A 26124-nucleotide genomic window follows, 5' to 3' on the forward strand; every position below is an offset into this window, starting at 1 on the left:
TCAGTACGGCGCCAGCAGTGCCAGCGGCGCCAGCACCAGGCTGGCCGCGGCCAGGCCCAGCAGCAGGCGCGGGGCGTAGGGAAGGACGAACACCCACGCGCACAAGCCGCCCATCACTACCGCGCTCAGCTCCACCAGGCCCATGGCCCAGCCGCTGTGACGCACCGCCAGCCCCAGTGCCACGGTGATCAGCAACCAGCCGCCCATGCGCAGGCCACGCAGGCGGCGGGGCGTGGGCTTGTGCCCCAGCAGGTCGGTGTAATGGCGTTCCATGGCCAGGCACAACGCCGCCACTGCGGCAAAGCCGAACAACGCGATGGCCAGCATCACTGCACCTCGCTTTCGATCAGCGGTGCGGCCCTGGGCGTGCGTGCCGCGCGCTTGGGCGCCAACACCTGCGGGCGCAGCATCTTGCGCGCCATCCAGGCCAGCAGCAGGCCACAGCCCAGCGCCGTGAGGTCGAACCCGGCAATCATCCAGTCGCCCTGGGCGATCGCAGGCAGCAGGCCGGTGCCGGTGGTCAGGGCGTTGAGCACCGGCAAGGCGGCGAACAGTACCGCGCCCAGCAGCAGTTGCTCGCCCCAGGCGCGGCGCCCGGGGCGCAACAGTGCGTGCAGCAGCGCCAGGCCCCAGACGGCAAAGAAGCTGTCGACCTCAAGATCGGCACGTCCTTCAAGGGCCACCGGCAACAGGCGGTTGGCCCAGAAGAACGCCGCCACGGCGAGGATCAGCCCGCTCATGCTGGCGATGTTGAGCACCTCGACCAGACGCAGCTCGAAGGGCTGGGTGCCACTCTTGGCGTGCTTGAGCTGGCGCTTGCCCAGCCACATCACCAGCCCCGTGCCGATCACAGCAGTGCCGGCCAGGCCGAACACGAAGTACAGCCAGCGCAGCGTCGGGCCGGCAAAGTGGCCCATGTGCAGGCCGTACATGCCGGCGGCAATCACCAACGGTGTGCTTTGCTCGCCCGGGGCCTTGAGCGGGGTGCCCTGCACGCCGTCGAAAAGCCAGCCGGCGCCGCGGTTCTGGGCGATGCCCTCGTTGCTGGCACGCACCAGGCGCACCCGTGCGTTGAGGTCACCGGGGTTCTGCACCTCGACCCAGCTGACCTCGCTGCCGGGCGCCTGCTGGCGCGCCTGGGCATACAGCTGCGCCAGCGGCACCAGCGGTGCCGGGGTGCCCGCCGGCTTGACCGGCTCGTCGCGCGAAAACAGCTCGTTGTAATAGGCCTGGAGGTTGTCGCCATACATCGTGCTGATGCTGGCCGGCATCACCATGGCCATGAAGATCACCAGGCTGCTGTAGCTGATCATCAGGTGGAACGGCAGCACCAGCACGCCGATCGCGTTGTGGCCGTCGAGCCAGGAACGCTGGCCCTTGCCGGGGCGGAAGGTGAAGAACTCCTTGAAGATCTTCTTGTGGGTGATGATGCCGGTGACCAGCCCCACCAGCATCATCAGCGCGCAGAAGGTCGACAGCCAGCGGCCCCACGGGTAGGGCATCTGCAACTGGAAGTGGAAGCGGTAGAAGAACTCGCCGCCGCTGCTGTCGCGCGGGTGCAGTTGATTGCCGGTGGCGGGGTCGAGGATCTTTTCGTTGAAATCGCGCCGGCCGGCGCCGGGTGCACGCCAGCCCACGCGCAGGGTCGGGTCGCGTGCTTCGGGCAACTGGATGAACCAGCTGCCGGCATCGGCGGCGTTGGTTTGCAGGTAGCGCTGCGCCAGGCTCAGGCTGGCGGTGGTGTCGAGGGTGCGGTACGGGATCTCCGGCTGGGTCCAGTGGCTGATTTCGTTCTTGAAGTACGACAGCGTGCCGGTGAGGAAGATCGCGAACAGCAGCCAGCCGAAGATCAGCCCGGCCCAGGTGTGCAGCCAGGCCATGGCCTGGCGAAAGCCTTCTTTCATGGGGTTTGCATCCAGTAGGCCAGGCCGTTGATGGCGGCCAGCGCGGCGCCGGGCAGCAGCACCCCGAGCCAGGCATGCCAGGCGCTGCGACAGGCGAAGCACCAGAGGATCGCCACCAGGTAGAACAGAAACGACAGCATCATGCCGGTGACGACCGCGTCGGCCTTGGGCATGGGCAGCAACAGGGTGATGCACACGCTGGCCATGGCCGCCAACAGGTAACCGCCGAGCAGCGCCGCGAGGCTGCGCGAGGTCACGGCCAGGCGATAACTGAAGGGCAGCCCGGCGGCTTTGCTTTTCATGACAGCGGGTCCAGTGTGAGGAGGGGCGTAATATTAATGATTAATATTCGCAGATGCAAAGACACCGCTTCAACCGGCCATGAAGAAGCAGATCGGTGGTATGGCCGCTTGCAGCGGGTGGCTTGAAGCCTGTGGCTTCAACTCCTACAATGCGAACAATTCTTATTCTTTTGCGCACCCCCCGGCGCCGGAGTTGTCACGGTGCCCAGTGCCCAGCCCGCCCCTGCTTCGCTCGAAGGCCTCTACAGCGCCCATCACAACTGGCTCACCGGCTGGCTGCGACAGCGCCTGGGCTGCCCGCACAGCGCCGCCGACCTGGCCCAGGACACCTTCATGCGCCTGCTGCAGGCGCGCGAAACACCAACGCTCAACGAACCTCGCGCCTTCCTCACCACGGTGGCCAAGCGCGTGCTGTTCAACCACTACCGCCGCCAGGACCTGGAACGCGCCTACTACCAGGCACTGGCCCAGCTACCCGAAGCGGTGGCGCCTTGCGAAGAACATCGCGCGATCATTCTGGAAACCCTGATCGAACTCGACCGGCTGCTCGACGGCCTGCCCGTGGTGGTCAAGCGCGCCTTCCTGATGGCTCAGGTCGACGGCCTGGGCTACGCCGACATCGCCCGGCAGCTGGGCATTTCGCTGGCCACCGTGAAGCGCCATCTGAACAAGGCGGCCATGCGCTGCTACTTCGCCCTGTGAACGCCCAGGAATTCTCGCCCAAGGTGGCAGAACAGGCGGTGCACTGGCTGATCGAACTGCAGGGCGGTGCCCTCGACAGCCGCCAGCAACTGGCCATGGAGCGCTGGCTGCAGGCCAGCGAAGAACACCGCCGCGCCTGGGACCACATACAGCGGGTCAATCAGCGCCTGCGCGGGCTGTCTTCGCCACTGGCGCACGCCGCCCTGCAGGCGCCACGCTCGGCCAGCCGGCGGCGCGCGCTCAAGGCGCTGTTGCTGCTCGGGGTGGGCGGCGCCTGCGGGCTGGCCCTGCAGCAGCACAACCCGCTGCCGCCCCTGCTGGCCGACTACCGCAGCCCGCTGGGCCAGCGCCGCCAGATGCGCCTGGACGACGGCACGCACCTGCACCTGAACACCGCCAGCGCCGCCGACGTACGCCTGGACCGCGAACAGCGGCTGATCCACCTGCTCGAAGGCGAACTGCTGCTCAATGTGGCCGACGACCCCCGCCCCCTGCGCGTGGTGACCGGCAACGGCCTGCTGCAGCTGTCGAGCGGACGCTTCAACGTGCGCCAGTGGGCCGACCACAGCCGGGTGGCGGTGCTGCAGGGCCGGGCGATGCTTGCCGGGCATGCGCTTGAAGCCGGGCAGCAGGCGCGTTTCGACGGGCCACGCTGGGGCGCCACCGATGCGGTGGATGCCAACACCGGCGCCTGGGTCGACGGCATGCTGGTGGCTGCGCATACGCGCCTGGGGGACTTCATCGACGACCTGGCCCGCTACCGTCGCGGCCAGCTCACGTGCGATCCGGCGGTGGCCGACCTGCTGCTGTCGGGCAGCTACCCGCTGGCCGACAGCGAACGCATCCTGGACCTGCTGGAGGTGTCGCTGCCGGTGCGCGTGCGGCGCTTCACCCGCTACTGGGTCACGGTAGAAGCCCGCGCCTGAGATTATTTTCAGAACCTTGAGCCGTTTTTTCATCTCGCGTGACAGAGAAGGCAGAACCCTTTGCCCCGACCTTCTCAAGGACCCTTTGCATGCCGCTTCGCCTAAGCCCCCTCGCCCATGCCCTGCTGCTGGGCGCCAGCCTCACCTTCGGCGCCGTTGCGCCCCTGCACGCCGCCCAGGCACGCACCTACCACATCGCCCCGATGTCGCTGGAAGACGCCCTGAACCAGTTCGGGCGTGAAAGCGGCGTGCTGATCTCGTTCGGCTCGCAGGTGACCCAGGGCGTGAAAAGCCGTGGCCTGGAAGGCGAGTATTCCACTGCACAGGGCCTGGCCGCGCTGCTTGAAGGCACCGGCCTGCAGGCCCGCGCCGAAGGCGACAACGCCTACAGCCTGCAACCGCTGGCCCCGGCCGCCGGCGCGCCGCTGGAGCTGGGCAGCTCCAGCGTGGTCGGCGACTGGCTGGGTGAAGCCACCCAGGACAACGTGTTCGAACACCCCGGCGCACGGGACGTGATCCGCCGTGAAGAGTTCGAACGCACCGGCGCCAGCAGCGCACGGGAAGTGCTCAACCGCATCCCCGGGGTGAATGCGCCGGAAAACAACGGCACCGGCAGCCACGACATGGCGCTGAACTTCGGCATTCGCGGGCTCAACCCGCGCCTGGCCTCGCGCTCCACGGTGCTGATGGACGGCATTCCGGTGCCGTTTGCGCCCTATGGCCAGCCACAGCTGTCGTTCGCGCCGATCAGCCTGGGCAACATGGACGCGGTGGACGTGGTGCGTGGCGGCGGCGCCGTGCGCTACGGGCCCCAGAACGTGGGCGGCATCGTCAACTTCGTGACCCGCGCGATCCCCGACCAACCCACGCTGAAGGCCGGCCTGCAGACCCAGACCAGCCCCTCCTCCAGCCACGACGGTTTCAAGAGCAGCGCCAACCTGCTGGCCGGCGGCACCGCCGACAACGGCCTGGGCGGCGCGATCCTGTATTCGGGCACCCGCGGTGGCGACTGGCGCGAGCACAGCGACACGCAGATCGACGACCTGATCCTCAAGGGCAAGCTGCAACTGGACGAGGCCAACAGCCTGCATGCCATGGCGCAGTACTACGAGGGCGAGGCGCAGATGCCCGGCGGCCTCAACGTGGCCGACTACGACGCCGACCCGTACCAGTCGACCCGCCTGCAGGACAAGTTCTGGGGCCGGCGCACGATGTTCAACGCCGGTTACGACTACAAGGAAGGCGAGCGCCAGTTCAGCGTCAACAGCTTCTTCACCAAGACCCTGCGCAGTGGCTACCTGGTTCAGAACAGGTCGATCTCGCTGTCGCCGCGCGAGTACTGGGTGCGCGGCATCGAAACCCGTTTCACCCAGGGCTTTGCGCTGGGCGACAGCCACCACGAGGTGGGCCTTGGCTACCGCTACATCAACGAGGCCGGGCACGAGCTGCGCTACATGGAGAGCGTCAGCGCCGGCCAGTTGCCGACCACCTCCAGCCCCAACGACCGCGACACCCGTGGCGGCACCGATGCCCATGCGCTGTTTCTGGATGACCGCATCGACATCGGCCAGTGGACCATCACCCCGGGTATCCGCTACGAGATGATCAAGTCGCAGCAGAGCAACAAGCTCAAGGGCCTGGAATACAAGGGCGACTACAACACCGCGTTGCCGGCGCTGAACGTGATGTACCACCTGAGCGACAGCTGGAACCTCTACGCCAACACCGAGGGTTCGTTCGGCAGCGTGCAGTACAGCCAGATGCCCAACCGCGTGAACCAGGGTGAAGTGAAGCCCGAGAAGGCCCGCACCTGGGAGCTGGGCACGCGCTACGACAACGGCAACCTGCAGGCCGAGGCCGGGCTGTTCCTGATCAACTTCGACAACCAGTACGAAAGCAACCAGACCACCGACGACGTGATCGCCCGTGGTGAAACCCGCCACCAGGGCCTGGAAACGAGCGTGAAGTACGCGCTGGACGGCCTCACGCCGGCGCTGGCCGGGTTCGATGTGTACGCCAGCTATGCCTTCGTTGACGCGACCATCCGCGAAGATGGGCCGAACAAGGGCAATCGTGTGCCGTTCTCCTCCAGGCACAAGGGTACGCTGGGGCTGGGTTACACCGACGGGCCGTGGAAGCTGAACCTGGACAGCACCTACCAGAGCAGCCAGTTCGCCGACAACGCCAACACCTCGGCCCAAAGCGCAGACGGCGCGGCCGGGCGCATCCCGGGCTACATGCTGTTCAGCAGCCGCGCCGGCTATGACTTCGGGCCGCAGCTGTCGAACCTGAACGTGGCGGTGGGGGTGAAGAACATCTTCAACCACCAGTACTTCACGCGCTCATTCGACGACAACAACAAGGGCAAGTATGTGGGTGAGCCACGGACGGTCTATCTGCAGACATCGGTCGCTTTCTGATCGGTAGCGCCTGCTTCGCCGGCAAGGCCAGCTCCTACAGGAGCGCACCTTGCAGGGGGGTCGCGTATTGACTCAGGACACCCCCAGACAACCTTTCACCTGTTTAATTGCCACAAAATATTTTTCTTCTTCAAGCACTTGAAAAGTTCTGCCAACTGCCTGACCTTGTAGTCAAGAGGCGATGATTTCCACAGGCCGCAATGGCCCGCATCGTTCTCTTGCGAGCTAGCTGAATAAGGGATTGAACTATGCAAATCCAAGTCAACAGCGACAACCATATCCAAAGCAGTGCCCGTCTCGAAGAGTGGGTACGCACTACGGTAGAAAGCACGCTCGAACGCTACGAAGAAGACCTCACCCGCATCGAAGTCCACCTGCGCGATGAGAACGGCGACAAGCCAGGCCCCCACGACATGCGCTGCCAGATGGAGGCACGCCCCAAAGGCCATCAACCGATTTCCGTCAGCCACAAGGCCGATAGCCTGGAGCAGGCCATCGAAGGCGCCGCGACCAAACTCGAGCATTCCCTCGAGCACCTGTTCGGCAAACTGCGCGGCAAACGTGGTGTGACCCAGAAGGTCGCAACCGCCCCGGCAGCCGATGCCCTGCTGCAGGAAGAATTCCTGGAGAATGAGCAAGCCCTGCAGGCCCGTCAGGCCTGACAGCCAAGGCAATGAAAGAAGGCGAGCCACGGCTCGCCTTTTTTATTGACCACTCGGCACCTGCCCCGCAACGTCACCTGAACCAACCTGGCCAGGGCCCGGTCAATCAGAACATGTCTTTGCCAGGTACAGCCCCATGATCAACCCCTTCCAACAGATCAACGCTGCATTTGCCGACACCTACCGGGTCAACCTGAGTATCGAGCGGCTCGATGGCAGCATCATGCTGACCCTGTCCGACGATCAGGGCGTGGTGGCCAAGCGCCTGATCAGCCCGGCCCAGCGCAATGACCCCAAGCGTCTGGCGCGCCTGATCGAGAGCGTGCGCTTTGGCATTGCCATCGAGCAGGGCCACAGCGCCATGGAGATTCTGGCCAGCATGACCCGCGACGGTGCACGCACCCCGGGCCTGCGCGCCGCCAGCGAGCGCCGCGCGGGGGCGTGAGCCAAGGCTACTTGGCCTCTTCGATTTCCTTGCCGCTGGCGTCGATGGCCTTGGTGGAGGGGTAGCGCGACGAGGCGTAGCGCACCACCAGGATCGAGAGCGACAGCAGCAGGATCCCGCCGCACACATACAGCAGGCCCACGTCGGGGGCCTTGTGGTGCGACACATCGCCGATCAGCAGGCGCGTAAGCGCGGTGATCGCCACGTACAGCAGGAAGCGGATGGGCATGTGGTTGGTCTTGAAGTAGATCCCCACCATCGCCCCCAGCTCCAGGTAGATGAACAGCAGCAGGATGTCATCGACGCTCACCCCACCCTTGCCGATCATCTCGATGAATGCCGACACCGCCGCATAGGCGGTGATGGCACCGATGCCGAACAGTGCCAGGTAATGAAAGGCCTCCACGCACAGGTTGCCCAGCGAATCCGCCGAGCCATGCAGGCCCTTGCGCACTTTTTCAGCCCATTTGATGTTCACGATGCGAATTCCTTGGAAACGACGAAGGGAGGATGCGCCACCCAGGTGACGCTTTGCCTGCATGCAGTAAAAAGGCCAGCGGCACAGCTTGAGAAGGCGACCGATTGCCGCAAGACACCCGCCACCCCACCATTGCGAGCAAATTGAGCTATAAAAATGCCACTACCCAAACGTGGTGGTTTGCCTTATGCTTTTACCTGTATAAAAACACAGTACTCGTACACATCAATTATCGAAAGGCATGTGAGGTGATGAATGGCCGTCGAAGTGGTATACCGCAGCAGCCGCGATCTGGAGCGCTTGTTCATGGATAAAGCTGAAGCAGACCGTCACGACAAGATGCTCGAGCTGGCCGAACTGCTCGCCGAGGTGCTGCAGAAGGCCGTGCCGTCGCTGAGCGAACAGCAGGTCGAGGAAGCGGGTATCTACATGGCGAAGAACCGCGATGTGTTCGCCAAGGCCTTCAAGAGCCAGCCCGACGCGTTGTCCGAGCTGCTTGCCGAGCAGCCCGCCGAGTAGGCATCAGGCGTTGTACACCAGCTTCTCGGCCAGTTGCTGGGCCACGCGGGCCGGCGAGCTCTTCTCGGCCTGGGCGTGGGCGAAGACCTCGGTCAGCCGCGTGGGGATGCGCGCCAGGTGCGCGGTGATGGTGCCAAGGTCCTGGCCCTGGTGGGTCAGCGCCACGTAGATCAGCCCGCCGGAATTGATGATGTAGTCCGGGGCATACAGAATGCCGCGGGTTTCGAGCTGGTCGGCGACCTGAAGGTGGGTCAGCTGGTTGTTCGCCGAGCCGGCCACCGCGGCACAGCGCAGCTGCATGACGCTCTGGCTGTTGAGCACCGGGCCCAGCCCGCACGGCGCGAAGATGTCGCAAGGCGTGCTGACCAGCGCTTCGCTGGCCACCGGCAGCGCATTCAACTGCTCCATGGCCAGTTGCACCCGCCCCGGGTCATGGTCGCTGACCAGCAGTACCGCCCCCGCCGCATGCAACTGCTCGGCCAGGGCAAACCCGACATTCCCCAACCCCTGCACAGCCACGCGCAACCCTTCCAGGTTGTCGGTGCCCAGGCGCGCCATCGCCGTGGCGCGGATGCCGGCGAACACGCCCATGGCCGAATGCGGCGAAGGGTCGCCGGCGGTGGTGGTACTGGTGACGTGCCGGGTGCTCTGGGCGATGCAGTCCATGTCCAGGGTCGAGGTGCCGCTATCGGTCGCGGTGATGTAGCGCCCCTCCAGGCTGTCGACGAAGCGCCCGAAGGCCTCGAACAGCGCGGCGCGGTTTTCCACATGGGGGTTGCGGATGATCACCGCTTTGCCACCGCCCAGCGGCAGGCCCGCCAGGGCAGCCTTGTAGCTCATGCCCTGGGCCAGGCGAATGGCATCGGTCATTGCGGTGTCGTCGTCCGGGTAAGGCAGATAGCGACAACCGCCCATGGCCGGGCCCAGCCGCTGGTTGTGAATGGCGATCACCGCCTTGAGGCCCGTGGCCGGGTCGACGCACAGGTGCAGTGAGTGGGTGCGCGTGCTTTGCATGAGAGCGAACATTGCCCAGCCCTCGTGAGTCAGTGCTCCCACCAGTATAGGCGGCGCGAAGGCACACGTTGCGGCACTGGACGAACGCCCCTGCCGGCGCTACAACAGAAGCTTGAGCGGAGACTGCCATGACCCCACGCCAAGCCTGCCTGGCCTGCCTGGAACGCAACCCCGCCGCCCTGTTCGAGGCGGCGCTGTGGATCGCTGCCGAACATGATGCCAGCGTGCAGCCGGCCCAGGTGCTGGGCGAGTTGCAGCTCGTGCAGCAGCAGGTCAGCCAGAGCCTGCCCATGCTGCCGGTGAGCGAACTGGCGCAGCCGTTGCTGCGGGCGCTCAGCGCGGCGGGCTTCCAGCAGGACGAGTACCACCCGTTGCGCCCACAGGCGGCGCTGCTGAACAAGGTGCTGCAACGTCGTCGCGGACAACCGCTGGCACTGGCGATCCTCACGCTGGAGCTGGCCCGCGGGCTGTCGATACCACTGGAGGGGGTGAATTTTCCGGGGCATTTCCTGTTGCGCGTGCCGGGGGCCGATCACCTGCTGGACCCCTGCGGCGGGCGCCGGTTGTACCCGGCCGATTGTCGCGAGTTGCTCAGCCGCCAGTTCGGCCCGCAGTTGCCGTTGAGCGCCGAGCATCTGGTGACGGCCAGCGCACAGCAGATGCTGCAACGACTGTCGCGCAACCTGCGTCAGTTGCATGCGAGCAATGATGATGACCTTGCGGCGCTGAAGGATGCCGAGCGGGTGTTGTTGCTGGGCTCGGCCAGCGCCAGCGACTACCTGGCGCGGGCGACACTGTATCAGCGGCTGGATTGCCCGCAGGCAGAGCGGTTTGACCTGGAGCATGCGCTGATGCTGACGGATGACCCGATCCAGCGGTTGCGCCTGACCGAGCGGCTGAGCCACCTGCCGCCGCCGACACCTTCGGTGCACTGAAAGCTTCGCCGGCCAGGCCGGCTCCTACACGGGCCGCGCAGCGCCTGCAGGAGCCGGCCTGGCCGGCGAATGGGCCATCAGGGGGTATCCGGCTGACGCGAAGGGTGCGCCTGCACGAACGCATCATGCTCACCGGCCAGCGCCACCACCCGGCGAATCCGTGGCCAGCCCGACAGGTCCACATTGAACCGTTCGGCCGCATACACCTGCGGGATCAGGTACACATCCGCCAGCCCCGGCTCATCGCCGAAACAGAACCCCGCCTCGCCGATCATCTGCTCCACCGCCGCCAGCCCCTGGGTGATCCAGTGGCCGATCCAGGCGTTCACCTGGGTGTCGTCATGCCCCAGCTCACGCAGCTGGTTGAGCACGCTGACATTGTGCAGCGGGTGGATGTCGCAACCGATCAACGCCGCCACGGCGCGCGCCTGCGCCCGCGCCACCGGCGACTGCGGCAACAGCGCAGGCTGTGGATAAACCTCCTCCAGGTACTCGATGATCGCCGGCGACTGCACCAGCAGCTCGCCCGAGTCGATACGCAGCGCCGGGATGCGCCCCTGGGGGTTCAGCCCCAGGAACTCGGCCTCGCGCTGCGCGCCCTTGAGCAGGTTGACCGGCAGCGACTGGTAATCCAGCTGCTTGAGCGCCAGCGCAATGCGCACGCGGTACGACGAGGTAGAACGGTAGTAGGTATACAGCTCCATGCTCGTACCCTCTCAATGTGCCGGCAGGATCTTGCCGCGGCACTCGCCAAAACCGATCGAGGCCACGCCATCACGCTTGCAGCGCGCGCGCAGGATGATCTCGTCGCCGTCTTCGAGGAACCTGCGCACCTCGCCACTGGCCAGTTCGATCGGCACCTTGCCGCCCTCGGTAATCTCCAGCAGGCTGCCGAACTGGCCAGGCTTGGCGCCCGACAGGGTGCCCGAACCGAACAGGTCGCCTGGCTGCAACTGGCAGCCGTTGACACTGTGGTGCGCAACCATCTGCGCCACGGTCCAGTACATGCTCAGGGTGTTGCTCAGGGTCAGGCGATGCGCCGGCAGGTTCTGCTCGCGCATGCGCTCGGTCAGCAGCAGCACTTCCAGCTCGATGTCGAACGCGCCACCCGCCTGGTCACGCGGGTCGAACAGGTACGCCAGCGGCTGCGGATCGCCTTCGGGGCGTGCCGGCTGGGCGCAGCGGAACGGCTCCAACGCTTCGGCGGTGACCACCCAGGGCGACACGGTGGAGATGAAGCTCTTGGACAGGAACGGGCCCAGCGGCTGGTATTCCCAGGCCTGGATGTCGCGGGCCGACCAGTCGTTGAGCAGGCAGTAGCCGGCAACGTGTTCGCCTGCCTGCGCTACCGGGATGGCATCGCCCATGGCATTGCCCTGGCCGATCCAGATGCCCAGCTCCAGTTCGTAGTCCAGCCGCGCGCACGGGCCGAAGCTCGGCTCGGTTTGCCCGGCGGGCAGGGTCTGGCCGTTGGGCCGACGGACATCGGTACCCGACGGGCGAATGGTCGAGGCACGGCCGTGGTAGCCGATCGGCACGTACTTGTAGTTGGGCAACAGCGGGTTGTCGGGGCGGAACAGCTTGCCGACGTTCTTGGCGTGCTCGATGCCTACATAGAAGTCGGTGTAGTCGCCGATGCGCGCCGGCAGGTGCAACTGGCACTCGGCGGCCGGGTACAGGGCCGGCTTCAGTGCAGCCTGGTGCGGGCTGTCGGCACCCAGCAGTTCGAGCAGGCGCTCGCGCAGGGCCACGCGGGCCTCACGGCCCAGGGCGAAATAGGCGTTCAGCGCACCACCGCGGGTGGCCTGCACCGCATTGCGGGCCTGGCCGTCGAACAGCCCGGCGGCCAGCACCGCGTCGAGGTCCAGAATCGCGTCACCGATGGCCACACCGCAGCGACGCTCGTCGCTGCCACGGCTGAAGATACCCAGCGGCAGGTTCTGCAGCGGGAAATCGCTATGCCCGTTGGCGTGCTCGACCCAACTGCGGGCAATGGCGGACTGGTTCATGGTTATCTCCGATTCGGTGTGAAGGTGCTCGGCAAGGTGGCCCAGCACGTGTCGTAGTCGGCCTGCAGTTGCGGGCATTCAAGCGCATGGCGGGTCGGGCGCAGCACCTGGCTGGTCTCGAACATGAACGCCATGGTGTTGTCGATCTTGCTCGGTGCAAGGTCGGCGGCAATCGCCCTGGCGCAGGTTTCGGCGTCCGGGCCGTGGGCGCTCATGCAGCTGTGCAGCGAGGCGCCGCCGGGCAGGAAGCCTTCGGCCTTGGCGTCGTACTCGCCCTTGATCAACCCCATGAACTCGTTCATCAGGTTGCGGTGGAACCACGGTGGACGGAAGGTGTTCTCGGCCACCATCCAGCGCGGCGGGAAAATCACGAAATCGATGTTGGCCATGCCGGGTACGCTGGTGGGCGAAGTGAGCACGGTGAAGATCGACGGGTCGGGATGGTCGAAGCTGACCGTGCCGATGGTGTTGAAACGGCGCAGGTCGTATTTGTACGGCACGTTGTTGCCGTGCCAGGCCACCACGTCCAGCGGCGAGTGCTGCAGTTCGCAGCCCCACAGCTCGCCGAGGAACTTCTGTACCAGCGGTACCGGGCCCTGCTGCTCTTCGTAGTGGGCCACCGGCGCGAGGAAGTCGCGCGGGTTGGCCAGGCCGTTGCTGCCCAGCGGGCCCAGGTCCGGAATGCGCAGCGGCGCGCCGTGGTTTTCGGCAATGTAGCCACGCGCCTGACTGTCGAGCAGCTCGACGCGAAACTTCAGGCCACGGGGCAGCACGGCGATTTCCAGCGGCTCCACGTCCAGCACGCCCAGCTCGGTGACGAGGCGCAGGCGGCCCTGCTCGGGGACCAGCAGCAGTTCGCCATCGGCGTTGAAGAACACCCGCTCCATGGAACGGTTGGCGCGGTAGTTGTAGATGCTGATGCCGGCCGGCTTTTGCGCCGCCGAGTTGGCCGCCATGGCTACCCAGCCGTCGATGAAGTCGGTGGGCTCGGCCGGGATGTCCAGCGGGCTCCAGCGCAGCCGGTTGGGGGTTACCGGGCCCAGCGGGCCGCCGCTCAACTGGCGCTCGAGGCGTTCGAATGCCGGGTGCAGTGCCGATGGCCGGATACGGTACAGCCAGGTACGCCGCTGCTCGCTGCGCGCCATGGTGAATGCGGTGCCGGAAAACAGCTCGGCATACAGGCCATACGGGGCTTTTTGCGGGGAGTTCTGGCCAACCGGCAGGGCGCCGGGCAATGCCTCGCTGGCAAATTCGTTGCCGAAGCCGCTCTGGTAAGCGAGGGCGGGAGTGGAATCGACGTTCATCGAGCCTCCAGTCAGGTAGCGTTATTATTATCGTAAACTGATTACGCATAACGTAATTTGATACCTGTAACCCGTCAAGCTATAAAGACGCCCACCTGTCAACACGGACCCCTTTCCCATGAGCAAAACCAGCACCGCCGACAGCAACGGCAAACAGAAGGTCCGCTCGGCGGAGGTCGGTACCGACATTCTCAAGGCGCTGGCCCAGCTCTCGCCGGCCACCTCGCTGTCGCGCCTGGCCGAGCATGTGCAGATGCCCGCGAGCAAGGTGCATCGCTACCTGCAGGCCCTGATCGCCAGCGGCTTTGCCGAGCAGAACCCGGCCACCAACCACTACGGACTGGGCCGTGAAGCCCTGCGCGTGGGCCTGGCCGCGCTGGGCGGGATGGACGTGCTGAAAGTGGCGGCCATGCCGTTGTCACAGCTGCGTGACGCGCTCAATGAAAGCTGCTTTATCGCGGTGTGGGGCAACCAGGGCGCAACGGTGGTGAACATCGAACCTGCGGTGCGCGCCGTGACGGTGGTGACGCAGATCGGTTCGGTGCTGCCGTTGCTCAGTTCGTCCACCGGGCTGGTGTTCGGGGCCTACCTGCCCCAGCGCGAGACCATCGAGTTGCGCGACCAGGAACTGCTTGCCCTGGGCCAGGACGCCGCAGACTACGAAGCGCTGTTTGCGCAGATCCGCGCACGCGGCCTGCACCATGTGCATGGCCTGCTGATGCCGGGGGTGGATGCGCTGTCGGCACCGGTGTTCAACGCCATGGGCAACATCGCTGCCGTACTGACCGTGGTGGGCCCGACCTCGATTTTCCATGCCGATGAACAGGGCCCGGCGGCGCAGCAGCTGCAGGCGGCGGCGCAGGCAATCAGCTGGCGCATGGGCTATGAACCACAGTGACCTGTTTTGGTGCACTGTTACCCACTTTGCAACAGTGAATGTCCGAAACGTCTATTTTTTTCGGTAGGGGGGCTGGCTATGCTGGCCGGGCTTGCAGCGAAACGCGGTTTCGCCAGGCGCTGGGCCGATGGTTTGGCGGTTAATGTCAGGTTAATCCTCTCCCCCTAGAGTAACCACCTGACACGTTGAACCCTCCCCCTTCAGGTTCACCGACGTTGATTTTGAAGCTCCTTGATCTACGTCTTGCTTGGCCGCTGCTTTTGCAGCGGCCTTTTTTATTTGTGCTGCCCGGTTCAGCCTGCGTGCCTGTGCAGATTGGCCATCATCTGCTGCAACGCCTCGAGGCTGTCCTGCGGGTGCACCGCGCCCTCGAAATCGCCGATGGCATCCCAACTTGCGGCGATGTCTTCCACGCTCATGCCCTGGCGCGGGTCGAAGCCCACCCCCAGGCTGCGTTCCCAGCGCACCTTGCCCACCCAGCCGCCACCGACCTCGTAGAGCCCGCCGGTGTCCTGGCAGCGATCACTGCCCAGGTACACCACCAGCGGGCTGATCAGCTCGGGCTTGAGCTGTTCGAACACCTGCGGCGGAATCAGCCCCTCGGTCATGCGCGTGCCACCGGTGGGGGCGATGGCATTGACCAGGATGCCGTGCTTGCGCCCCTCGAGCGCCAGGGTGCGGGTCAGCCCGTACAGGCCCAGCTTGGCCATGCCGTAGTTGGCCTGGCCGAAATTGCCATATATGCCCGAGGTGGACGAGGTGAAGATCACCCGCCCCGCGTTCTGCTCGCGCAGGTGCGGCCAGGCGGCGCGGGTGAGCTTGTAGGCACCCTCCACATGCACGCGGTACACCTGGTCCCAGTCGCTGTCCTCCATCTTGTGAAAGGTCTTGTCCCGCAGGATGCCGGCGTTGTTGACCAGCACATCCACGCGGCCGAACGTGTCCAGCGCCTGTTGGACGATACGCTCGCCATCGGTGACCGAGTCATGGCTGGCCACCGCCGTGCCGCCCGCCTCGCGAATCTCGGCCACCACACGGTCGGCCGCCGATGCGCTGGCGCCTTCACCATGGGTGGAGCCTCCCAGGTCGTTGACCACCACGCGGGCACCATGACGGGCGAACAGCAGCGCATGGGCACGCCCGAGGCCCCCGCCAGCGCCGGTCACAATCACTACTTTTTCATCCAGGCGAATCGACTCGGTCATCTCGGCACTCCGTTAACTGCAAGGAATATGGCAGCCAGTGTCAGCCAGCGCCCGGCCCCGGACAATCAACCGGGCGGACGCTGAATGGCAGGCAATAAGGCAGCGGGATGATCAGGACCAGGCGACCTTGTGCGCCAGGCTTGGCAGAGGTTGCTGCCGAAATGCCAGGTAGTGGCGCAGCACCTGTACCGGTGCCTCGGTGTGCGGATAATGGCCGATGCCCTGCAGGGTCACGGTGTCGGGTTGGGGCACCAGTTCGCAGTAGCGCGCCACCACATGCGCGCCCGATACCGGGTCGGCGGCGCCATTGATAAGGCGCAGCGGTACGCCTGACTGCTGCAAGGCCGCCACCCAGCGCTCGCGCCAGGTGACGCGTTCGGGTACATAGGCTGCCAGCTTGTGCAGGATGCGATTGCCGCGGTTGGAGGCGATCAGGCTCCAGCAGTCATCCAGCACGCTTTCACTGGGGCGTGTGCTGCGGCCATAGAGGTGGGTGACATTCCTGACCAGGTCGTCGCGCCCGAACGAGCGCGCCACCAGCCAGCCAAGCCGGCTGAGCAGGAGCTTGTGCACCAGCAACGCACGGTGGCACTCCGGGAACAGGCCGGCGTTGAGAAACGCGCAACTGGCCACCTGGGCCGCCCCCTCGTGGTGACGGGCCAGCAGTTCCTGGGCCACCGTGGCGCCATAGTCATGGGCCAGCAGGTGCACCGGCTCCTGAACCTGCAGGTGTTCGAGCAGGGCCTGCTGTACGTCGGCCTGTTCCAGCAGGCTGTAGGTGTGGTGCAACGGCTTGGACGAGTCACCGAAGCCGAGCATGTCGCAGGCGATCACGCGAAAGCGCTGGGCCAGGGGTTGCCACAGGTAGTGCCAGTCCCAGCTGGCGGTGGGGAAGCCGTGCAGCAGAAGCAGGGGCTCGCCCTGCCCTGCGCTCCAGTAGCGAATCGATTGCTGGCGAAACGTGAAACTGCGACCACGGGTACGCCAGACACTCAAGGGAATCTCGGCGAGGGGCATCACGCAGGTCCTGGTTCGGGGCTGCAACTTCCTGGGGGCAGCGCGTTGTCGGGCAAAGGGTTGGCGGCGGTCATTGCAATCACCTCGGCACATGGGTGTGCTCTGCTGCCGGTCAGTCTAGAGGCGCGACTCGATAGCGGGTGTTGCATTGCCAGCCAGCTTATTGGCCCACCGGGTCAGGGCAGTAAATAGTTACAGCAGGTGACGTAACAGTGGCGCCATGAACAGGTTGAAAATGCCCGTCAGCACCATTACCAACCCCGCCACAGAGCCCTCTTCGCCGCCCACCTCATGGGCTCGGCTGACCCCGGCGCCGTGCGCCCCCACCCCGAACAGCGCCCCGCGTGCCAGCGGCGTGCGCAAGGGCAGGTACTTGAGCAGTACCCCGCCCATCAGGGCACCGAGCACCCCGGTGAACATCACGAACACCGCGGTGAGTTCCGGCACACCGCCCAGGTCGTGGGCCAGCGGCATGGCAAAGGGTGTGGTGATCGAGCGTGGCAGCAGCGACAGGCTCACCTGATTGTCCAGCGACAACGCATGGGCCAGGGCCCACGAACTGCCGATGGACGCCGCGCTGCCCACCAGCATGCCCAGCGACAGGGCCGGCCAGTGGCGTGCCAGCAGCGCCCGCTGCTGCCAGATCGGCACCGCAAAGGCCACGGTGACCGGGCCCAGCACCGACATCAGCCAGTGGGTGTTGCGCGCATACTCGGCGTAACCGGTGTGCAACGGCACCGCCACCGCCAGCAGCACCACCGGGACCAGGATCAGCGGCGACAGCAGGTAGCGCCCGGTACGTCGGTACAGCCAGCGGCTGCCCAGGTAGGCCAGCAGGGTCAGCGCCAGCCAGAACAGCGACATCGGCTCAAGCGTCATGGCGCAGCCTCCAGCGGCACGCCCACTCCACCGTGAAGGCAGTGGCGAGCATCACCAGCAGCGTGCTTGCACCGATCACCAGCAGAATGCGCCAGCCTTCGCTGCGCAGCAGCGGGCCGTAGTCGAGCAGGCTCATCAGCGCCGGAATGAAGAACAGCAGCATCTCTGCCATCAGCAGGGTGGCGCCGGTCTGCAGGGTGGCCGGCTTGACCCGCCCTGTGGCGAACACCAGCAGCAACAGCGCCATGCCCACCACACCGCCCGGGATCGGCCAGTGCAGCCAGGCCGACAGCTGGCATCCGAGCAGGTACAGCACCAGCAGCACGCCCAGTTCGGCGAGCAGGCGCGAAAATTTCTTGAATGAAACGGCAGTCATCGAAGGGGTCCTCTGAGGCCTGCAGTTTAAAATCCCGCTGCCCATGCAAAAAGCGAATTGTTAGACTGGCATCCATTCCATAATGGAATTCAGGCAATGGAATTCAAGCAACTACGCAGTTTTGTCGAAGTGGTTCATCGCGGCGGCTTCACCCAGGCCGCGCAGACCCTGCATATCAGCCAGTCGGCCGTGAGCAAGCAGGTGGCGCAACTGGAGCACGACCTGGGCATGGCCCTGCTCGATCGCCATGGCTCGCAGTTGCACCTGACCGACGCCGGCAAGATCGTGCTGGCCCGCGGCGAGGCCATGCTGCGGCTGCGCCAGGAACTGCACAACGAACTCGACGACCTTGGCCAGCTGGCGCGGGGCGAGTTGCGCCTGGGGCTGCCGCTGCTGGGCAGCGACGCGCTGTTTGCCGGGTTGTTCGCCGAGTACCGGCGGCGCTACCCGAACATCACCGTGCAACTGCTCGAAGGCGGCAGCCTGAACGTGGAGCACGCCGTGCGCAGCGGCGAGCTGGAGCTGGGCGGCAGCCTCACGCCCACCACACCGGGCTTCGAGTGCCAGCCCTTCTGCAACGAACCGCTGGATGCACTGCTGCCGGTAGCCCACCCACTGGCCACTGCCGGCAGCATCAACCTGGGGCAACTGGCCGACACGCCGTTTCTGCTGTACCAGCGCAGCTTCGTGCTCAATGATCGCCTGCTGGCGGCCTGCCAGGCCTATGGCTTTACCCCGAAGGAAGGCGGACGCAGCGGCCAGGCGGATTTTCTGGCGGCACTGGTGGCGGCAGGCCAGGGCGTGGTGTTGCTGCCACGGGTGGTGGCGCGGGGCCTGGAACGGCCGGGGGTGGTGCGTGTGACCTTGAGCGAGCCCAGCGACCTGCGCTGGGACATCGCCTTCATCTGGCGCCAGGGCGCCTACCTGTCACGGGCGGCGCAGGCCTGGCTGGCGCTGCTGCGCGAGCGCCCGCAACCGCTGTGATCAGCCGCGCAGCCTGGCGATGAACTCGGCCAGCCAGGGCTCTGCATCGGTTTCGGGGGTGACGGTTTCACTGGCGTCCAGACGCAGCATCGGCTGCACTTCGTCGAGGCCCAGTTCGGCGAACAGCTCGCGCAATTGCTCGCCGCCGCCGCAGTAGGTGTCGCCATAGCAGGAGTCGCCCAGGCCGATCACCGCACCGGGCAAGCCGCGCCAGGCACCTGGCAGCACATCGCGGATCTCGCTGTACAGCGGCACCAGGTTGTCGGGCAGCTCGCCCATGCCGGTGGTGGACGTGATCGCCAGAAAGGCCTGCGGGGCAAAGCCCTGAACGTCCTGCAGGTTGGCACGGTTGGCCAGCAGGGTCTCGAAACCCGCCGCCTGGAGCAGCGAGGCGGCATGGCGTGCAACTTCCTCGGCGGTGCCGTAGACCGAGCCGGAAAGAATGGCAACTTTCATAACTAATCCCGAAGCTGAGTAAAAGCGTAGGATACTACCACCTGATGCGGGTTCCGGACGCTGGCAATTGGCCCGCATGCAGATGCCGACCGCTCGGCAATCCACTAGAATCCTTCGCCTGGGTGCCCCTTTCACATTCGGTTCGACACGATGATCAACGCCAAGCTGCTGCAACGCATGATTGATGCCTCCAACGACGGGATCGTGGTAGCCGAACAGGAAGGCGACGACGACACCATCCTGATCTATGTGAACCCGGCCTTCGAACGCCTGACCGGCTACGCGGCCAACGACATTCTGTACCGCGACTGCCGCTTCCTGCAGGGCGAGCCGCGCGACGATGCGGCCCGGGCACGCATCCGCGACGCCATCCGCAGCGGCCAGCCATGCCGGGAAGTGCTGCTCAACTACCGCAAGGACGGCACGCCGTTCTGGAACGAGCTGTCGATCACCCCGGTGTTCAACGAGGCCGACCAGCTCAAGTACTTCATCGGTATCCAGAAGGACGTGAGCCGCCAGGTGGCCGCCGAGCAGCGGGTGCTGGAACTGGAGCAGGAACTGGCCCGGGCGTACGCCAAGCTCGACGCGCAGAAACCCGACGGACGGTCTTAACAAAGCCAGCGAATCGTTGTCCATCACCCACGAAGAAATGATTCCCGATTGAAATTGCCGAGTTCGCCCATGCAATCAGATGCCCTCCTGACCCAGGATGAGCTGGATTTCATTCAGACCATGCACCGTTCGCCACAGCTGAACCTGACGGACGTCACCTCCAGCCTGCGCCTTGATGGCGGCAGCGAGGTGCAGCAACTGTTGACCCGGCTGGTGGCCCAGGAGCAGGTGACCCTCCAGGCGAATTTCGAGAACCAGCAGATGAGCTTTCCACTGCAGCTGGTGGAAGACGAGTTCCATGCGGTGAGCCTGCAACTGGGCGCACCGAGCATCTATGAAGACGGGCCGATGATGCGCCCCTGGCGCCTCACGCTGGAGCCGCCGGTTGCGCTGGACGACGAGCTGGGCCTGAGCACCGACCTCAAGGTGTGCGAGATGTCGTTTCGCGGTGTGCTGGTGCAGGTACCGCGCAATCGCAAGCCGCCCAAGACCTTCAACCTGTGGTTCAGCCCCGAGGCCGACGCGCCGATCAACCTGCAGGGCACCTTGCAGCGCAAGACGGCCGACGGGCTGGCAGCGTATCGGCTGAGCCAGCACCAACCCCAAGAGATCGAGCGGTTGCGCCAGTACATCCTGCGCCAGCACCGGTTGGCGCATCCCGAATTGCATCCGGATTAACACCGCAGCGCGGCTTTCGCCGGCAAGGCCGGCCCCTGCAGGGTTGCAACTGCCTGCAGGAGCCGGCCTTGCCGGCGAAGGGGTTTCAGGTATCCAGGTGCTCTGCCAGGTACTGCTGCAGGCGCCGACGCATCAAGCGCCCCTCACTGCCCAGGCACGCCACCTGCGAGCGCATCAGCGCATCCTGGGCCAGCTCCGCCGCCTCCCCCGCGAACAACAACGGGCAATCCAGGCCCTGGGCCAGGCGCATCAAGCGCTTGGGCAGCTCGGCCGTCGGTGAATGGTTGGAGAACAGCACCAGTGCCTGCGGCGCCATGCGCTCGCACACCAGGCTCAGTTCCTCCAGCGGCTGCCCCACGGCCAACACCCTGATCACCACCTCGCTGCTGCCCAGCATCAGGGCCGCCACCAGCAACTCAAGCTCGCGGCAGTGCCCTGGCATCGCCGCCAGCACCACGCTTACCTCCTGCTGCTCGCGGGCCAGTTGCAGGCGCTGCAAGGCCCGGGCACGCAGGAAGCCGTCGAGAAACAGCCACTCGCTCTGCGCACCGAATGCCTCGCCGGCCGCGCACAGGTCGTGCCATACCGGCATCAGGATGTCCTGGAACACCACCACCAGCGGATAGCTGGCGAAGACCTGCCCGTACACCTGCTCCAGGCGCCTCTCGTCGAATGCCTTGACGGCCTGGCGCAGCTGCACCTGCCACTGCTTCCAGTCCGCCTGGGTGCCGGGCGCCTGGGCCGAGGGGGCCTGCTGCTGGGTCGCCTGGTTGCGCGCAAGGATCTTGCCGACCTTGCTCACCGCCACGCCGCGCTCGATCCAGCCCAGAATGCTGCGCACGTCATCGATGTCGGCCTGGGAATACAGGCGGTGCCCACTTTCGGTGCGTACCGGCTGGATCAGCCCATAACGGCGCTCCCAGGCACGCAGGGTGACCGGGTTGATGCCGGTCAGGCGCGCCACTTCACGGATGGGGAAAAGCTCCTCCTGGCGGTGGGGAGCATCAGGGAGGGAAGCCGAATCAGGCTCGATCATCGCCGTAAAGACCGTGATTGCGTAGTGAAAGGCAATTCTACTCCCCTTGTACCAGCCCGCCGCAAGCACCATGCGCCGGGCAGCCGACACATCAGCACTGACGAGTCAGCTTATTTGCGGAATAATCCTTGCTTGTTCCCACACGAACACTCGAACGCCACCCACCACCCCGGGCAGCGTTGCATGGCCGTGGCTACCCGCCGCGCCGGTTTTTACCAGGAGATACACGATGTCTACCCCTCCGGTTACCTTGATGGTGGCGCGCCGCGTTGCCGAGGGTCGCTACGAAGACCTGATCGCCTGGCTGCGCGAAGGCGAACAGCTGGCTACCGACTTTCCCGGCTACCTGGGTTCCGGCGTACTGGCCCCGCCGCCCAACGACAACGAATTCCAGATCATCTTCCGCTTCGCCGACGAGAAAACCCTGCATGCCTGGGAGTTTTCTGCCTCGCGCAGCGCCTGGCTGGCCCGCGGCAACGGCCTGTTCCAGCAGCCCCACGAGCACCGGGTCAGCGGCATCGACGGCTGGTTCGGCCCGGCCCTGGCACAACGTCCACCGCGCTGGAAACAGGCCGTGGCCATCTGGCTGGCGTTCTTTCCGGTGTCGCTGGCCTTCAACCTGCTGTTCGGCCACTGGCTGGGCGAGCTCGGCCTGGTGCCACGGGTACTGCTGAGCACCCTGGCCCTGACCCCGCTGATGGTCTACCTGTTCATCCCGCTGTCGACCCACCTGCTGGCCAGCTGGCTGCACCCCAAGCCTGCCCCGCAGAGCGTTGCCGCGCCGCCCGTGGGCACCCGCTGACGCAGCGCCCCGGGGCGTGCAACGGCGGCGAGTTCGGGTATGCTGGGGCCTACCCAAGCGAATATCTGAAGTTGACCGCCCATTACATGAACAGCCCAATTCTTGTTACCGGGGCCAGCCAGCGAGTCGGGCTCGCGCTGGCCATCAAACTGGCGCAGGCCGGCCACACGGTCGTCAGCGCCAGCCGCAGCATCAGCGCGCAGGCGCCCCACCCGAACATCGTGCAGTTCCAGGCCGACCTGTGCCTGGAGCAGGACCGCCTGGCCCTGATCGACCACCTGCGCAGCCGCTATGACGGCCTGCGGGCGATCATCCACAACGCCTCGCTGTGGCTCGACGATGACCTGGCCAACCTGAACACCATGTTCAAGTTGCACGTGGAAGCGCCGTACCACCTGAACCTGGCACTGGGTGAGCAACTGCTCAAGCTGGACAAGTCGGACATCATCCACATCTGCGACGAAACCTCCTCGCGCGGCAGCAAGAGCCATATCGGCTATGCCGCCACCAAGGCGGCGTTGCAGAACATGGTGCTGTCGTTCGCCGAGAAGTACGCCCCCAGCGTGCGCGTCAACGCCATCCTGCCCGGCCTGCTGATCTTCAAGGAAGACGGCGACGAGCAGTACCGCCAGCAGGCGCTGAAGAAGGCCCTGCTTGAATTCGAACCCGGTGCCCAGCCGCTGATCGAGGCCGTGATGTTCCTGCTCGACAGCCAGTACAGCACCGGCAGCAACGTGGTCATCAACGGTGGCCGCCATTTGAAGAACCGCATCGCGGCCGGATGAGCCGCTGCACCGTGAAGGGAACCCCCATGGACCCGCAACAGCAACTCGAACTCGAAGCGGCGGCCTTCCGCCGCCTGGTAGCGCACCTGCGCGAGCGCACCGATGTGCAGAACATCGACCTGATGAACCTGTCCGGCTTCTGCCGCAACTGCCTGTCCAAGTGGTACAAGGCCGCCGCCGACGAGCGCCAGATCGACCTTAGCCTGGATGACGCCCGCGAAGTGGTCTACGGCATGCCCTACGCCGAGTGGAAAACCCAATACCAGAAAGAAGCCAGCGCCGAACAGCAAGCGGCGTTCGCCAAAGGAAAACCCCATGACTGACCTGAACACCCTGCGCAGCCAACTCGACAGTGGCGAACATGTATTCGCCGACACGCTGGCGTTCATCGCCCAGGGCTACACCTACCAGCCACAGGCCTTCACCAATGGCGGTGTGGAAAACGCCGCCGGGCAGAACGAAGGGTCGTGCAAGACCCTGGGCCTGGCACTGCTCGAAGGCCTGAGCGACCAGCACGCGCTGCTGGCGTTCGGCGAGCACTACCGCTCGGTGCTGGCCACCCCCGAGGGCAGCGACCACGCCAACATCCGTGCGCTGATGCAGCATGGCCTGGCCGGCGTGACGTTCGCCGGCGCGCCGCTGCAACGCAAGGGCTGACGCCACACCGCTGCACAAGAACGGCCCACCTGGGCCGTTTTTTCATGCCTGGGGTTCGATCACCTGCCCGGGCACCTGCGCCGGCAGTTGTGCACTGCGCAGCCAGCCCAGGGCTATGGGCCACAGCTGCGCCTGAAAGCGGCTGTGAAAGAACGCGAAATGACCGACCCCCTTGGCATCGACCTGCTGCGCGGCGATGCGCAGGTGCGTGCACGCGCTGGCGGTAAAGTAGCCCAGCAGGCGCTCGATGGCCGGCACCGTACCGAACGGGTCGTCGGTCAGGCTGATCGCCAGGATACTGGCCTGCACCTGGCCAAAGCCCAACGCCCCCAGCGCGCGACCGCTGGGCCGCTGTTCATAGGTGGCGGCGGGTGTCACCCAGTCGCGCACCACGCCGGCCGGGGTGTCTTCCATCCAGCCCAGGCGCTTGCCGGGAAAGTAGCCGAACACGCGGGTCAGCAGCGGCATTGCCAGGTGCCATTTGCACAGCAGTTGCCAGCGGCTGCCCGGGGCATAGTCACGCCAGTAGGCGAACTGTGCGCCCACCGTGACCACCCGCCGGATGCTCGCCGCCGACGCCGCCAGGCCCAGCGCGCAACCGCCGAAACTGTGCCCGACCACATCGATGGGCTGCCCAGGGAACTCGCGCCGGGCGCGCTGGAGCATCGCCTCGAAATCCAGCCGGCCCCAGTCCGACCAGCTGGCCTGAAAACCCCGCAAGGCCGCAGGGCGCGATTCGCCGATGCCGCGGTAGTCGTAGGTGATCACGTCGGCGCCATGGGCGAACAGGTAGTCGGCAAAACGCGAATAGAAACGGCAGCGCACCGAGGTGGCGGCGTTGATGATGACCACCGCCCGCGTGGGGTCCGCCGCGCCGTGGCGCCAGGTGAAGCCGCTCAGGGTGAAGCCGTCTGCCGCCTCTTCGCGAAACGGCTGGGCAACGCTGGGCGCCTGGGTGGTGAGGGGTTGATTCATCGGTGCCGGCTCCTTCAGGGCCCTTCGCAGCGCAGCATCGGCCAGCGGGTGAGCCAGCCCGTGTGGGTGATGCGCGAGGCGTAGACCGTCTGTTTCTGGCTAACGTAACGCGCGGTGCGGCGCAGTACCAGCCCGAACAGGTCATTCAGCCCCAGGGGCGCAGCGACTTATCATTGTGGGTTCGGCCACCGGCAGGTTGCGCGGGCACGGGCGCCGATCATCGGCGCGCCGGCCCGCGCCCGCCTCAGGCAAGCTCGGTGTAACGCGCCGCCACTTCGGCCTGGCGGATGTCCGAGATCAGGGTGTGACGGGCTGCCTGGAAGGCCGTCCAGCGGGCGTCGTCATGCAACGGCGGGATGGTCACCCCCTCGCGGCGATCGAACCCCACCAGCGCCGCATCCACCAGGTGGTCCACCTCCATCACCTGCGTCAGGGTGTTGATGTCGATGCCCGAGCGCTCCCATATCTCGGTACGCGTGGCCGCAGGCAGCACCGCCTGCACGTATACGCCGCTGGGCGAGAGCTCCAGGCTCAGCCCCTGCGACAGGAACTGCACGAACGCCTTGGTGGCGCCATACACCGTCATGCCCAGCTCCGGTGCCAGCCCTACCACCGAGCCGATATTGACGATGGCCCCCTCCTCGGCCTGCGCCAACCGTGGCGCGATGGCATGGGCCAGGCGCGCCAGCGCGAGGGTGTTGAGCGTGATGATGCGCGTGACGCTGTCGGCGCTCTGCTCGACGAAGGCCCCCGACTGCGCCGCCCCGGCGTTGTTGATGAGGACGCCGATGCGGGCATCTTCGCGCAGGCGGGTTTCGACCCTGGCAAGGTCTTGGGCCAGGGTGAGGTCGGCCTGCAACACCTCGACGGCCACGCCATGAGCCTGGGCCAGGCGGCTGGCCAGCCCGTCAAGGCGATGCCTGTCGCGGGCTACCAGCACCAGGTCATGGCCACGACGGGCAAAACGCTCGGCGTAGGTAGCGCCGATACCGGAAGAAGCACCAGTGATGAGAACAGTGGCAAGGGTAGTCATGGGGTTGCGCTCTCGATGGGTGGGTAACGAGCCGCTATGATGATGACCATAATCTTAATCGTCAACGGTTTTGATGATGGTTGACATCAATGTATAGTGGGCCCCTGACTG

Annotated in this window: 32 protein-coding genes; 15 read left to right on the top strand and 17 right to left on the bottom strand. The window is 65.7% G+C overall.

The genetic code is table 11. The features are described 5' to 3' along the window. From LOY33_RS21200 to LOY33_RS21210, 3 genes are read right to left on the bottom strand one after another with little or no spacing between them, the layout of a single operon-like run. On the bottom strand, nt 1-327 hold the full coding sequence (locus tag LOY33_RS21200; RefSeq protein WP_258659983.1) for a DUF3325 domain-containing protein: 327 nt from the start codon (nt 325-327) through the stop codon (nt 1-3). After that, nucleotides 327-1904, bottom strand: a complete 1578-nt coding sequence (locus LOY33_RS21205; protein WP_258659984.1) for a PepSY domain-containing protein — start codon at nt 1902-1904, stop codon at nt 327-329. The genes LOY33_RS21200 and LOY33_RS21205 overlap by 1 nt, the downstream gene beginning before the upstream one ends. Further along, complete coding sequence (locus LOY33_RS21210) at nt 1901-2206, bottom strand: DUF3649 domain-containing protein (RefSeq protein ID WP_043859706.1); 306 nt, start codon at nt 2204-2206, stop codon at nt 1901-1903. Before LOY33_RS21210 ends, LOY33_RS21205 begins: the two co-directional genes overlap by 4 nt. Nucleotides 2207-2407: 201 nt before the next feature. On the opposite strand from LOY33_RS21210, the gene LOY33_RS21215 reads away from it, so the two are divergent. The 5 genes from LOY33_RS21215 (at nt 2408) to LOY33_RS21235 (ending at nt 7361) form a co-directional block, all read left to right on the top strand. Next, nucleotides 2408-2908: a sigma-70 family RNA polymerase sigma factor gene (locus LOY33_RS21215; protein ID WP_054914873.1), complete on the top strand. Its 501-nt coding sequence runs from the start codon at nt 2408-2410 to the stop codon at nt 2906-2908. Further along, nucleotides 2905-3834, top strand: a complete 930-nt coding sequence (locus LOY33_RS21220; protein ID WP_258659986.1) for a FecR domain-containing protein — start codon at nt 2905-2907, stop codon at nt 3832-3834. The genes LOY33_RS21215 and LOY33_RS21220 overlap by 4 nt, the downstream gene beginning before the upstream one ends. An 89-nt stretch (nt 3835-3923) precedes the next feature. Beyond that, a complete protein-coding gene (gene fecA, locus LOY33_RS21225) occupies nt 3924-6254 on the top strand; it encodes a TonB-dependent Fe(3+) dicitrate receptor FecA (RefSeq protein ID WP_258659988.1) in 2331 nt (776 codons plus the stop codon). A gap of 248 nt (nt 6255-6502) precedes the next feature. Beyond that, the gene (locus tag LOY33_RS21230; protein ID WP_043860410.1) at nt 6503-6916 is read left to right on the top strand and encodes an HPF/RaiA family ribosome-associated protein; all 414 of its coding nucleotides are present in this window, start codon (nt 6503-6505) and stop codon (nt 6914-6916) included. Between the two features lie 136 nt (nt 6917-7052). Next, nucleotides 7053-7361 carry a DUF3509 domain-containing protein gene (locus tag LOY33_RS21235; protein WP_043860411.1) on the top strand — a complete coding sequence of 103 codons (309 nt, stop codon included), beginning with the start codon at nt 7053-7055 and terminating at the stop codon, nt 7359-7361. Between the two features lie 7 nt (nt 7362-7368). On the opposite strand, the gene LOY33_RS21240 is transcribed toward LOY33_RS21235, so the two are convergent. Continuing rightward, nucleotides 7369-7839 (bottom strand): phosphate-starvation-inducible protein PsiE, encoded by a 471-nt coding sequence (locus tag LOY33_RS21240; protein WP_258659993.1) that lies wholly within the window; start codon nt 7837-7839, stop codon nt 7369-7371. Between the two features lie 255 nt (nt 7840-8094). Here LOY33_RS21240 and LOY33_RS21245 point away from each other — a divergent pair, with 255 nt between their 5' ends. Beyond that, complete coding sequence (locus tag LOY33_RS21245; RefSeq protein WP_043860413.1) at nt 8095-8358, top strand: YebG family protein; 264 nt, start codon at nt 8095-8097, stop codon at nt 8356-8358. Between the two features lie 3 nt (nt 8359-8361). On the opposite strand, the gene LOY33_RS21250 is transcribed toward LOY33_RS21245, so the two are convergent. Further along, on the bottom strand, nt 8362-9384 hold the full coding sequence (locus LOY33_RS21250; RefSeq protein WP_054914877.1) for a Glu/Leu/Phe/Val dehydrogenase dimerization domain-containing protein: 1023 nt from the start codon (nt 9382-9384) through the stop codon (nt 8362-8364). 116 nt (nt 9385-9500) lie between these two features. Between LOY33_RS21250 and LOY33_RS21255 the strand changes: the two genes are divergently transcribed. After that, a complete protein-coding gene (locus LOY33_RS21255; RefSeq protein WP_043860415.1) occupies nt 9501-10307 on the top strand; it encodes a SirB1 family protein in 807 nt (268 codons plus the stop codon). A 77-nt stretch (nt 10308-10384) separates the two neighbouring features. Here LOY33_RS21255 and maiA read toward each other — a convergent pair whose 3' ends face one another. From maiA to hmgA, 3 genes are read right to left on the bottom strand one after another with little or no spacing between them, the layout of a single operon-like run. Continuing rightward, a complete protein-coding gene (gene maiA, locus LOY33_RS21260) occupies nt 10385-11011 on the bottom strand; it encodes a maleylacetoacetate isomerase (protein ID WP_058540845.1) in 627 nt (208 codons plus the stop codon). Between the two features lie 12 nt (nt 11012-11023). Further along, on the bottom strand, nt 11024-12316 hold the full coding sequence (fahA, locus tag LOY33_RS21265) for a fumarylacetoacetase (protein ID WP_258659995.1): 1293 nt from the start codon (nt 12314-12316) through the stop codon (nt 11024-11026). 2 nt (nt 12317-12318) lie between these two features. Continuing rightward, entirely contained in the window at nt 12319-13620 is a 1302-nt protein-coding gene (gene hmgA / locus LOY33_RS21270) for a homogentisate 1,2-dioxygenase (protein WP_043860418.1), read from the bottom strand. 118 nt (nt 13621-13738) lie between these two features. Between hmgA and LOY33_RS21275 the strand changes: the two genes are divergently transcribed. Next, nucleotides 13739-14518 (top strand): IclR family transcriptional regulator, encoded by a 780-nt coding sequence (locus tag LOY33_RS21275; protein ID WP_043860419.1) that lies wholly within the window; start codon nt 13739-13741, stop codon nt 14516-14518. A 293-nt stretch (nt 14519-14811) separates the two neighbouring features. On the opposite strand, the gene LOY33_RS21280 is transcribed toward LOY33_RS21275, so the two are convergent. The 4 genes from LOY33_RS21280 to LOY33_RS21295 form a co-directional block, all read right to left on the bottom strand. Beyond that, complete coding sequence (locus LOY33_RS21280; RefSeq protein WP_043860420.1) at nt 14812-15723, bottom strand: SDR family oxidoreductase; 912 nt, start codon at nt 15721-15723, stop codon at nt 14812-14814. 111 nt (nt 15724-15834) lie between these two features. Further along, nucleotides 15835-16740: an alpha/beta fold hydrolase gene (locus LOY33_RS21285; RefSeq protein ID WP_043860421.1), complete on the bottom strand. Its 906-nt coding sequence runs from the start codon at nt 16738-16740 to the stop codon at nt 15835-15837. Between the two features lie 192 nt (nt 16741-16932). After that, a complete protein-coding gene (locus LOY33_RS21290) occupies nt 16933-17619 on the bottom strand; it encodes an LrgB family protein (protein ID WP_043860422.1) in 687 nt (228 codons plus the stop codon). After that, nucleotides 17609-17995, bottom strand: a complete 387-nt coding sequence (locus tag LOY33_RS21295) for a CidA/LrgA family protein (protein ID WP_043860423.1) — start codon at nt 17993-17995, stop codon at nt 17609-17611. The genes LOY33_RS21290 and LOY33_RS21295 overlap by 11 nt, the downstream gene beginning before the upstream one ends. Before the next feature lie 96 nt (nt 17996-18091). On the opposite strand from LOY33_RS21295, the gene LOY33_RS21300 reads away from it, so the two are divergent. Further along, nucleotides 18092-18979, top strand: coding sequence for a LysR family transcriptional regulator (locus LOY33_RS21300; protein WP_043860424.1), 888 nt, complete (start codon nt 18092-18094; stop codon nt 18977-18979). Here LOY33_RS21300 and LOY33_RS21305 read toward each other — a convergent pair whose 3' ends face one another. Beyond that, nucleotides 18980-19435 carry a flavodoxin gene (locus LOY33_RS21305; RefSeq protein ID WP_043860425.1) on the bottom strand — a complete coding sequence of 152 codons (456 nt, stop codon included), beginning with the start codon at nt 19433-19435 and terminating at the stop codon, nt 18980-18982. Between the two features lie 150 nt (nt 19436-19585). Here LOY33_RS21305 and LOY33_RS21310 point away from each other — a divergent pair, with 150 nt between their 5' ends. Next, the gene (locus LOY33_RS21310) at nt 19586-20047 is read left to right on the top strand and encodes a PAS domain-containing protein (RefSeq protein ID WP_088515564.1); all 462 of its coding nucleotides are present in this window, start codon (nt 19586-19588) and stop codon (nt 20045-20047) included. Between the two features lie 69 nt (nt 20048-20116). Further along, nucleotides 20117-20725, top strand: a complete 609-nt coding sequence (locus tag LOY33_RS21315) for a hypothetical protein (RefSeq protein WP_043860427.1) — start codon at nt 20117-20119, stop codon at nt 20723-20725. 85 nt (nt 20726-20810) lie between these two features. Here LOY33_RS21315 and LOY33_RS21320 read toward each other — a convergent pair whose 3' ends face one another. Further along, nucleotides 20811-21761 (bottom strand): MerR family transcriptional regulator, encoded by a 951-nt coding sequence (locus LOY33_RS21320; RefSeq protein WP_043860428.1) that lies wholly within the window; start codon nt 21759-21761, stop codon nt 20811-20813. Nucleotides 21762-21990: 229 nt separating this feature from the next. Between LOY33_RS21320 and LOY33_RS21325 the strand changes: the two genes are divergently transcribed. From LOY33_RS21325 to LOY33_RS21340, 4 genes are all read left to right on the top strand, one after another. Further along, nucleotides 21991-22563, top strand: a complete 573-nt coding sequence (locus LOY33_RS21325; protein ID WP_258660000.1) for an antibiotic biosynthesis monooxygenase — start codon at nt 21991-21993, stop codon at nt 22561-22563. 86 nt (nt 22564-22649) lie between these two features. Further along, complete coding sequence (gene folM, locus LOY33_RS21330) at nt 22650-23348, top strand: dihydromonapterin reductase (RefSeq protein WP_054914885.1); 699 nt, start codon at nt 22650-22652, stop codon at nt 23346-23348. 26 nt (nt 23349-23374) lie between these two features. Continuing rightward, nucleotides 23375-23671, top strand: a complete 297-nt coding sequence (locus tag LOY33_RS21335) for a DUF1244 domain-containing protein (protein ID WP_043860431.1) — start codon at nt 23375-23377, stop codon at nt 23669-23671. Next, the gene (locus tag LOY33_RS21340) at nt 23664-24005 is read left to right on the top strand and encodes a HopJ type III effector protein (RefSeq protein ID WP_043860432.1); all 342 of its coding nucleotides are present in this window, start codon (nt 23664-23666) and stop codon (nt 24003-24005) included. The genes LOY33_RS21335 and LOY33_RS21340 overlap by 8 nt, the downstream gene beginning before the upstream one ends. Nucleotides 24006-24047: 42 nt before the next feature. Here LOY33_RS21340 and LOY33_RS21345 read toward each other — a convergent pair whose 3' ends face one another. The 3 genes from LOY33_RS21345 to LOY33_RS21355 all read right to left on the bottom strand — a co-directional run bounded on the left by LOY33_RS21345 (nt 24048) and on the right by LOY33_RS21355 (nt 26013). Continuing rightward, the gene (locus LOY33_RS21345) at nt 24048-24980 is read right to left on the bottom strand and encodes an alpha/beta fold hydrolase (protein WP_258660001.1); all 933 of its coding nucleotides are present in this window, start codon (nt 24978-24980) and stop codon (nt 24048-24050) included. 14 nt (nt 24981-24994) lie between these two features. After that, the gene (locus LOY33_RS21350) at nt 24995-25135 is read right to left on the bottom strand and encodes a nucleotidyltransferase family protein (RefSeq protein ID WP_309475768.1); all 141 of its coding nucleotides are present in this window, start codon (nt 25133-25135) and stop codon (nt 24995-24997) included. An 89-nt stretch (nt 25136-25224) separates the two neighbouring features. Beyond that, nucleotides 25225-26013 (bottom strand): SDR family oxidoreductase, encoded by a 789-nt coding sequence (locus tag LOY33_RS21355; RefSeq protein WP_258660002.1) that lies wholly within the window; start codon nt 26011-26013, stop codon nt 25225-25227. Nucleotides 26014-26124 lie beyond the last annotated feature (111 nt).

The sequence above is a fragment of the Pseudomonas sp. B21-036 genome, from assembly GCF_024748925.1.
Classification (GTDB): domain Bacteria; phylum Pseudomonadota; class Gammaproteobacteria; order Pseudomonadales; family Pseudomonadaceae; genus Aquipseudomonas; species Aquipseudomonas palmensis.

Coding starts and splice junctions, on each gene's coding strand:
- LOY33_RS21245 (WP_043860413.1), top strand. CDS start 8,095: ATGGCCGTCGAAGTGGTATACCGCAGCAGCCGCGATCTGGAGCGCTTG.
- LOY33_RS21325 (WP_258660000.1), top strand. CDS start 21,991: ATGTCTACCCCTCCGGTTACCTTGATGGTGGCGCGCCGCGTTGCCGAG.
- LOY33_RS21200 (WP_258659983.1), bottom strand. CDS start 327: ATGCTGGCCATCGCGTTGTTCGGCTTTGCCGCAGTGGCGGCGTTGTGC.
- LOY33_RS21250 (WP_054914877.1), bottom strand. CDS start 9,384: ATGTTCGCTCTCATGCAAAGCACGCGCACCCACTCACTGCACCTGTGC.
- LOY33_RS21340 (WP_043860432.1), top strand. CDS start 23,664: ATGACTGACCTGAACACCCTGCGCAGCCAACTCGACAGTGGCGAACAT.
- LOY33_RS21320 (WP_043860428.1), bottom strand. CDS start 21,761: ATGATCGAGCCTGATTCGGCTTCCCTCCCTGATGCTCCCCACCGCCAG.
- LOY33_RS21280 (WP_043860420.1), bottom strand. CDS start 15,723: ATGACCGAGTCGATTCGCCTGGATGAAAAAGTAGTGATTGTGACCGGC.
- LOY33_RS21305 (WP_043860425.1), bottom strand. CDS start 19,435: ATGAAAGTTGCCATTCTTTCCGGCTCGGTCTACGGCACCGCCGAGGAA.
- LOY33_RS21295 (WP_043860423.1), bottom strand. CDS start 17,995: ATGACTGCCGTTTCATTCAAGAAATTTTCGCGCCTGCTCGCCGAACTG.
- LOY33_RS21310 (WP_088515564.1), top strand. CDS start 19,586: ATGATCAACGCCAAGCTGCTGCAACGCATGATTGATGCCTCCAACGAC.
- LOY33_RS21235 (WP_043860411.1), top strand. CDS start 7,053: ATGATCAACCCCTTCCAACAGATCAACGCTGCATTTGCCGACACCTAC.
- LOY33_RS21300 (WP_043860424.1), top strand. CDS start 18,092: ATGGAATTCAAGCAACTACGCAGTTTTGTCGAAGTGGTTCATCGCGGC.
- LOY33_RS21255 (WP_043860415.1), top strand. CDS start 9,501: ATGACCCCACGCCAAGCCTGCCTGGCCTGCCTGGAACGCAACCCCGCC.
- LOY33_RS21315 (WP_043860427.1), top strand. CDS start 20,117: ATGCAATCAGATGCCCTCCTGACCCAGGATGAGCTGGATTTCATTCAG.
- LOY33_RS21205 (WP_258659984.1), bottom strand. CDS start 1,904: ATGAAAGAAGGCTTTCGCCAGGCCATGGCCTGGCTGCACACCTGGGCC.
- LOY33_RS21290 (WP_043860422.1), bottom strand. CDS start 17,619: ATGACGCTTGAGCCGATGTCGCTGTTCTGGCTGGCGCTGACCCTGCTG.
- LOY33_RS21230 (WP_043860410.1), top strand. CDS start 6,503: ATGCAAATCCAAGTCAACAGCGACAACCATATCCAAAGCAGTGCCCGT.
- LOY33_RS21275 (WP_043860419.1), top strand. CDS start 13,739: ATGAGCAAAACCAGCACCGCCGACAGCAACGGCAAACAGAAGGTCCGC.
- hmgA (WP_043860418.1), bottom strand. CDS start 13,620: ATGAACGTCGATTCCACTCCCGCCCTCGCTTACCAGAGCGGCTTCGGC.
- LOY33_RS21210 (WP_043859706.1), bottom strand. CDS start 2,206: ATGAAAAGCAAAGCCGCCGGGCTGCCCTTCAGTTATCGCCTGGCCGTG.
- LOY33_RS21335 (WP_043860431.1), top strand. CDS start 23,375: ATGGACCCGCAACAGCAACTCGAACTCGAAGCGGCGGCCTTCCGCCGC.
- fecA (WP_258659988.1), top strand. CDS start 3,924: ATGCCGCTTCGCCTAAGCCCCCTCGCCCATGCCCTGCTGCTGGGCGCC.
- maiA (WP_058540845.1), bottom strand. CDS start 11,011: ATGGAGCTGTATACCTACTACCGTTCTACCTCGTCGTACCGCGTGCGC.
- LOY33_RS21285 (WP_043860421.1), bottom strand. CDS start 16,740: ATGCCCCTCGCCGAGATTCCCTTGAGTGTCTGGCGTACCCGTGGTCGC.
- folM (WP_054914885.1), top strand. CDS start 22,650: ATGAACAGCCCAATTCTTGTTACCGGGGCCAGCCAGCGAGTCGGGCTC.
- LOY33_RS21355 (WP_258660002.1), bottom strand. CDS start 26,013: ATGACTACCCTTGCCACTGTTCTCATCACTGGTGCTTCTTCCGGTATC.
- fahA (WP_258659995.1), bottom strand. CDS start 12,316: ATGAACCAGTCCGCCATTGCCCGCAGTTGGGTCGAGCACGCCAACGGG.
- LOY33_RS21345 (WP_258660001.1), bottom strand. CDS start 24,980: ATGAATCAACCCCTCACCACCCAGGCGCCCAGCGTTGCCCAGCCGTTT.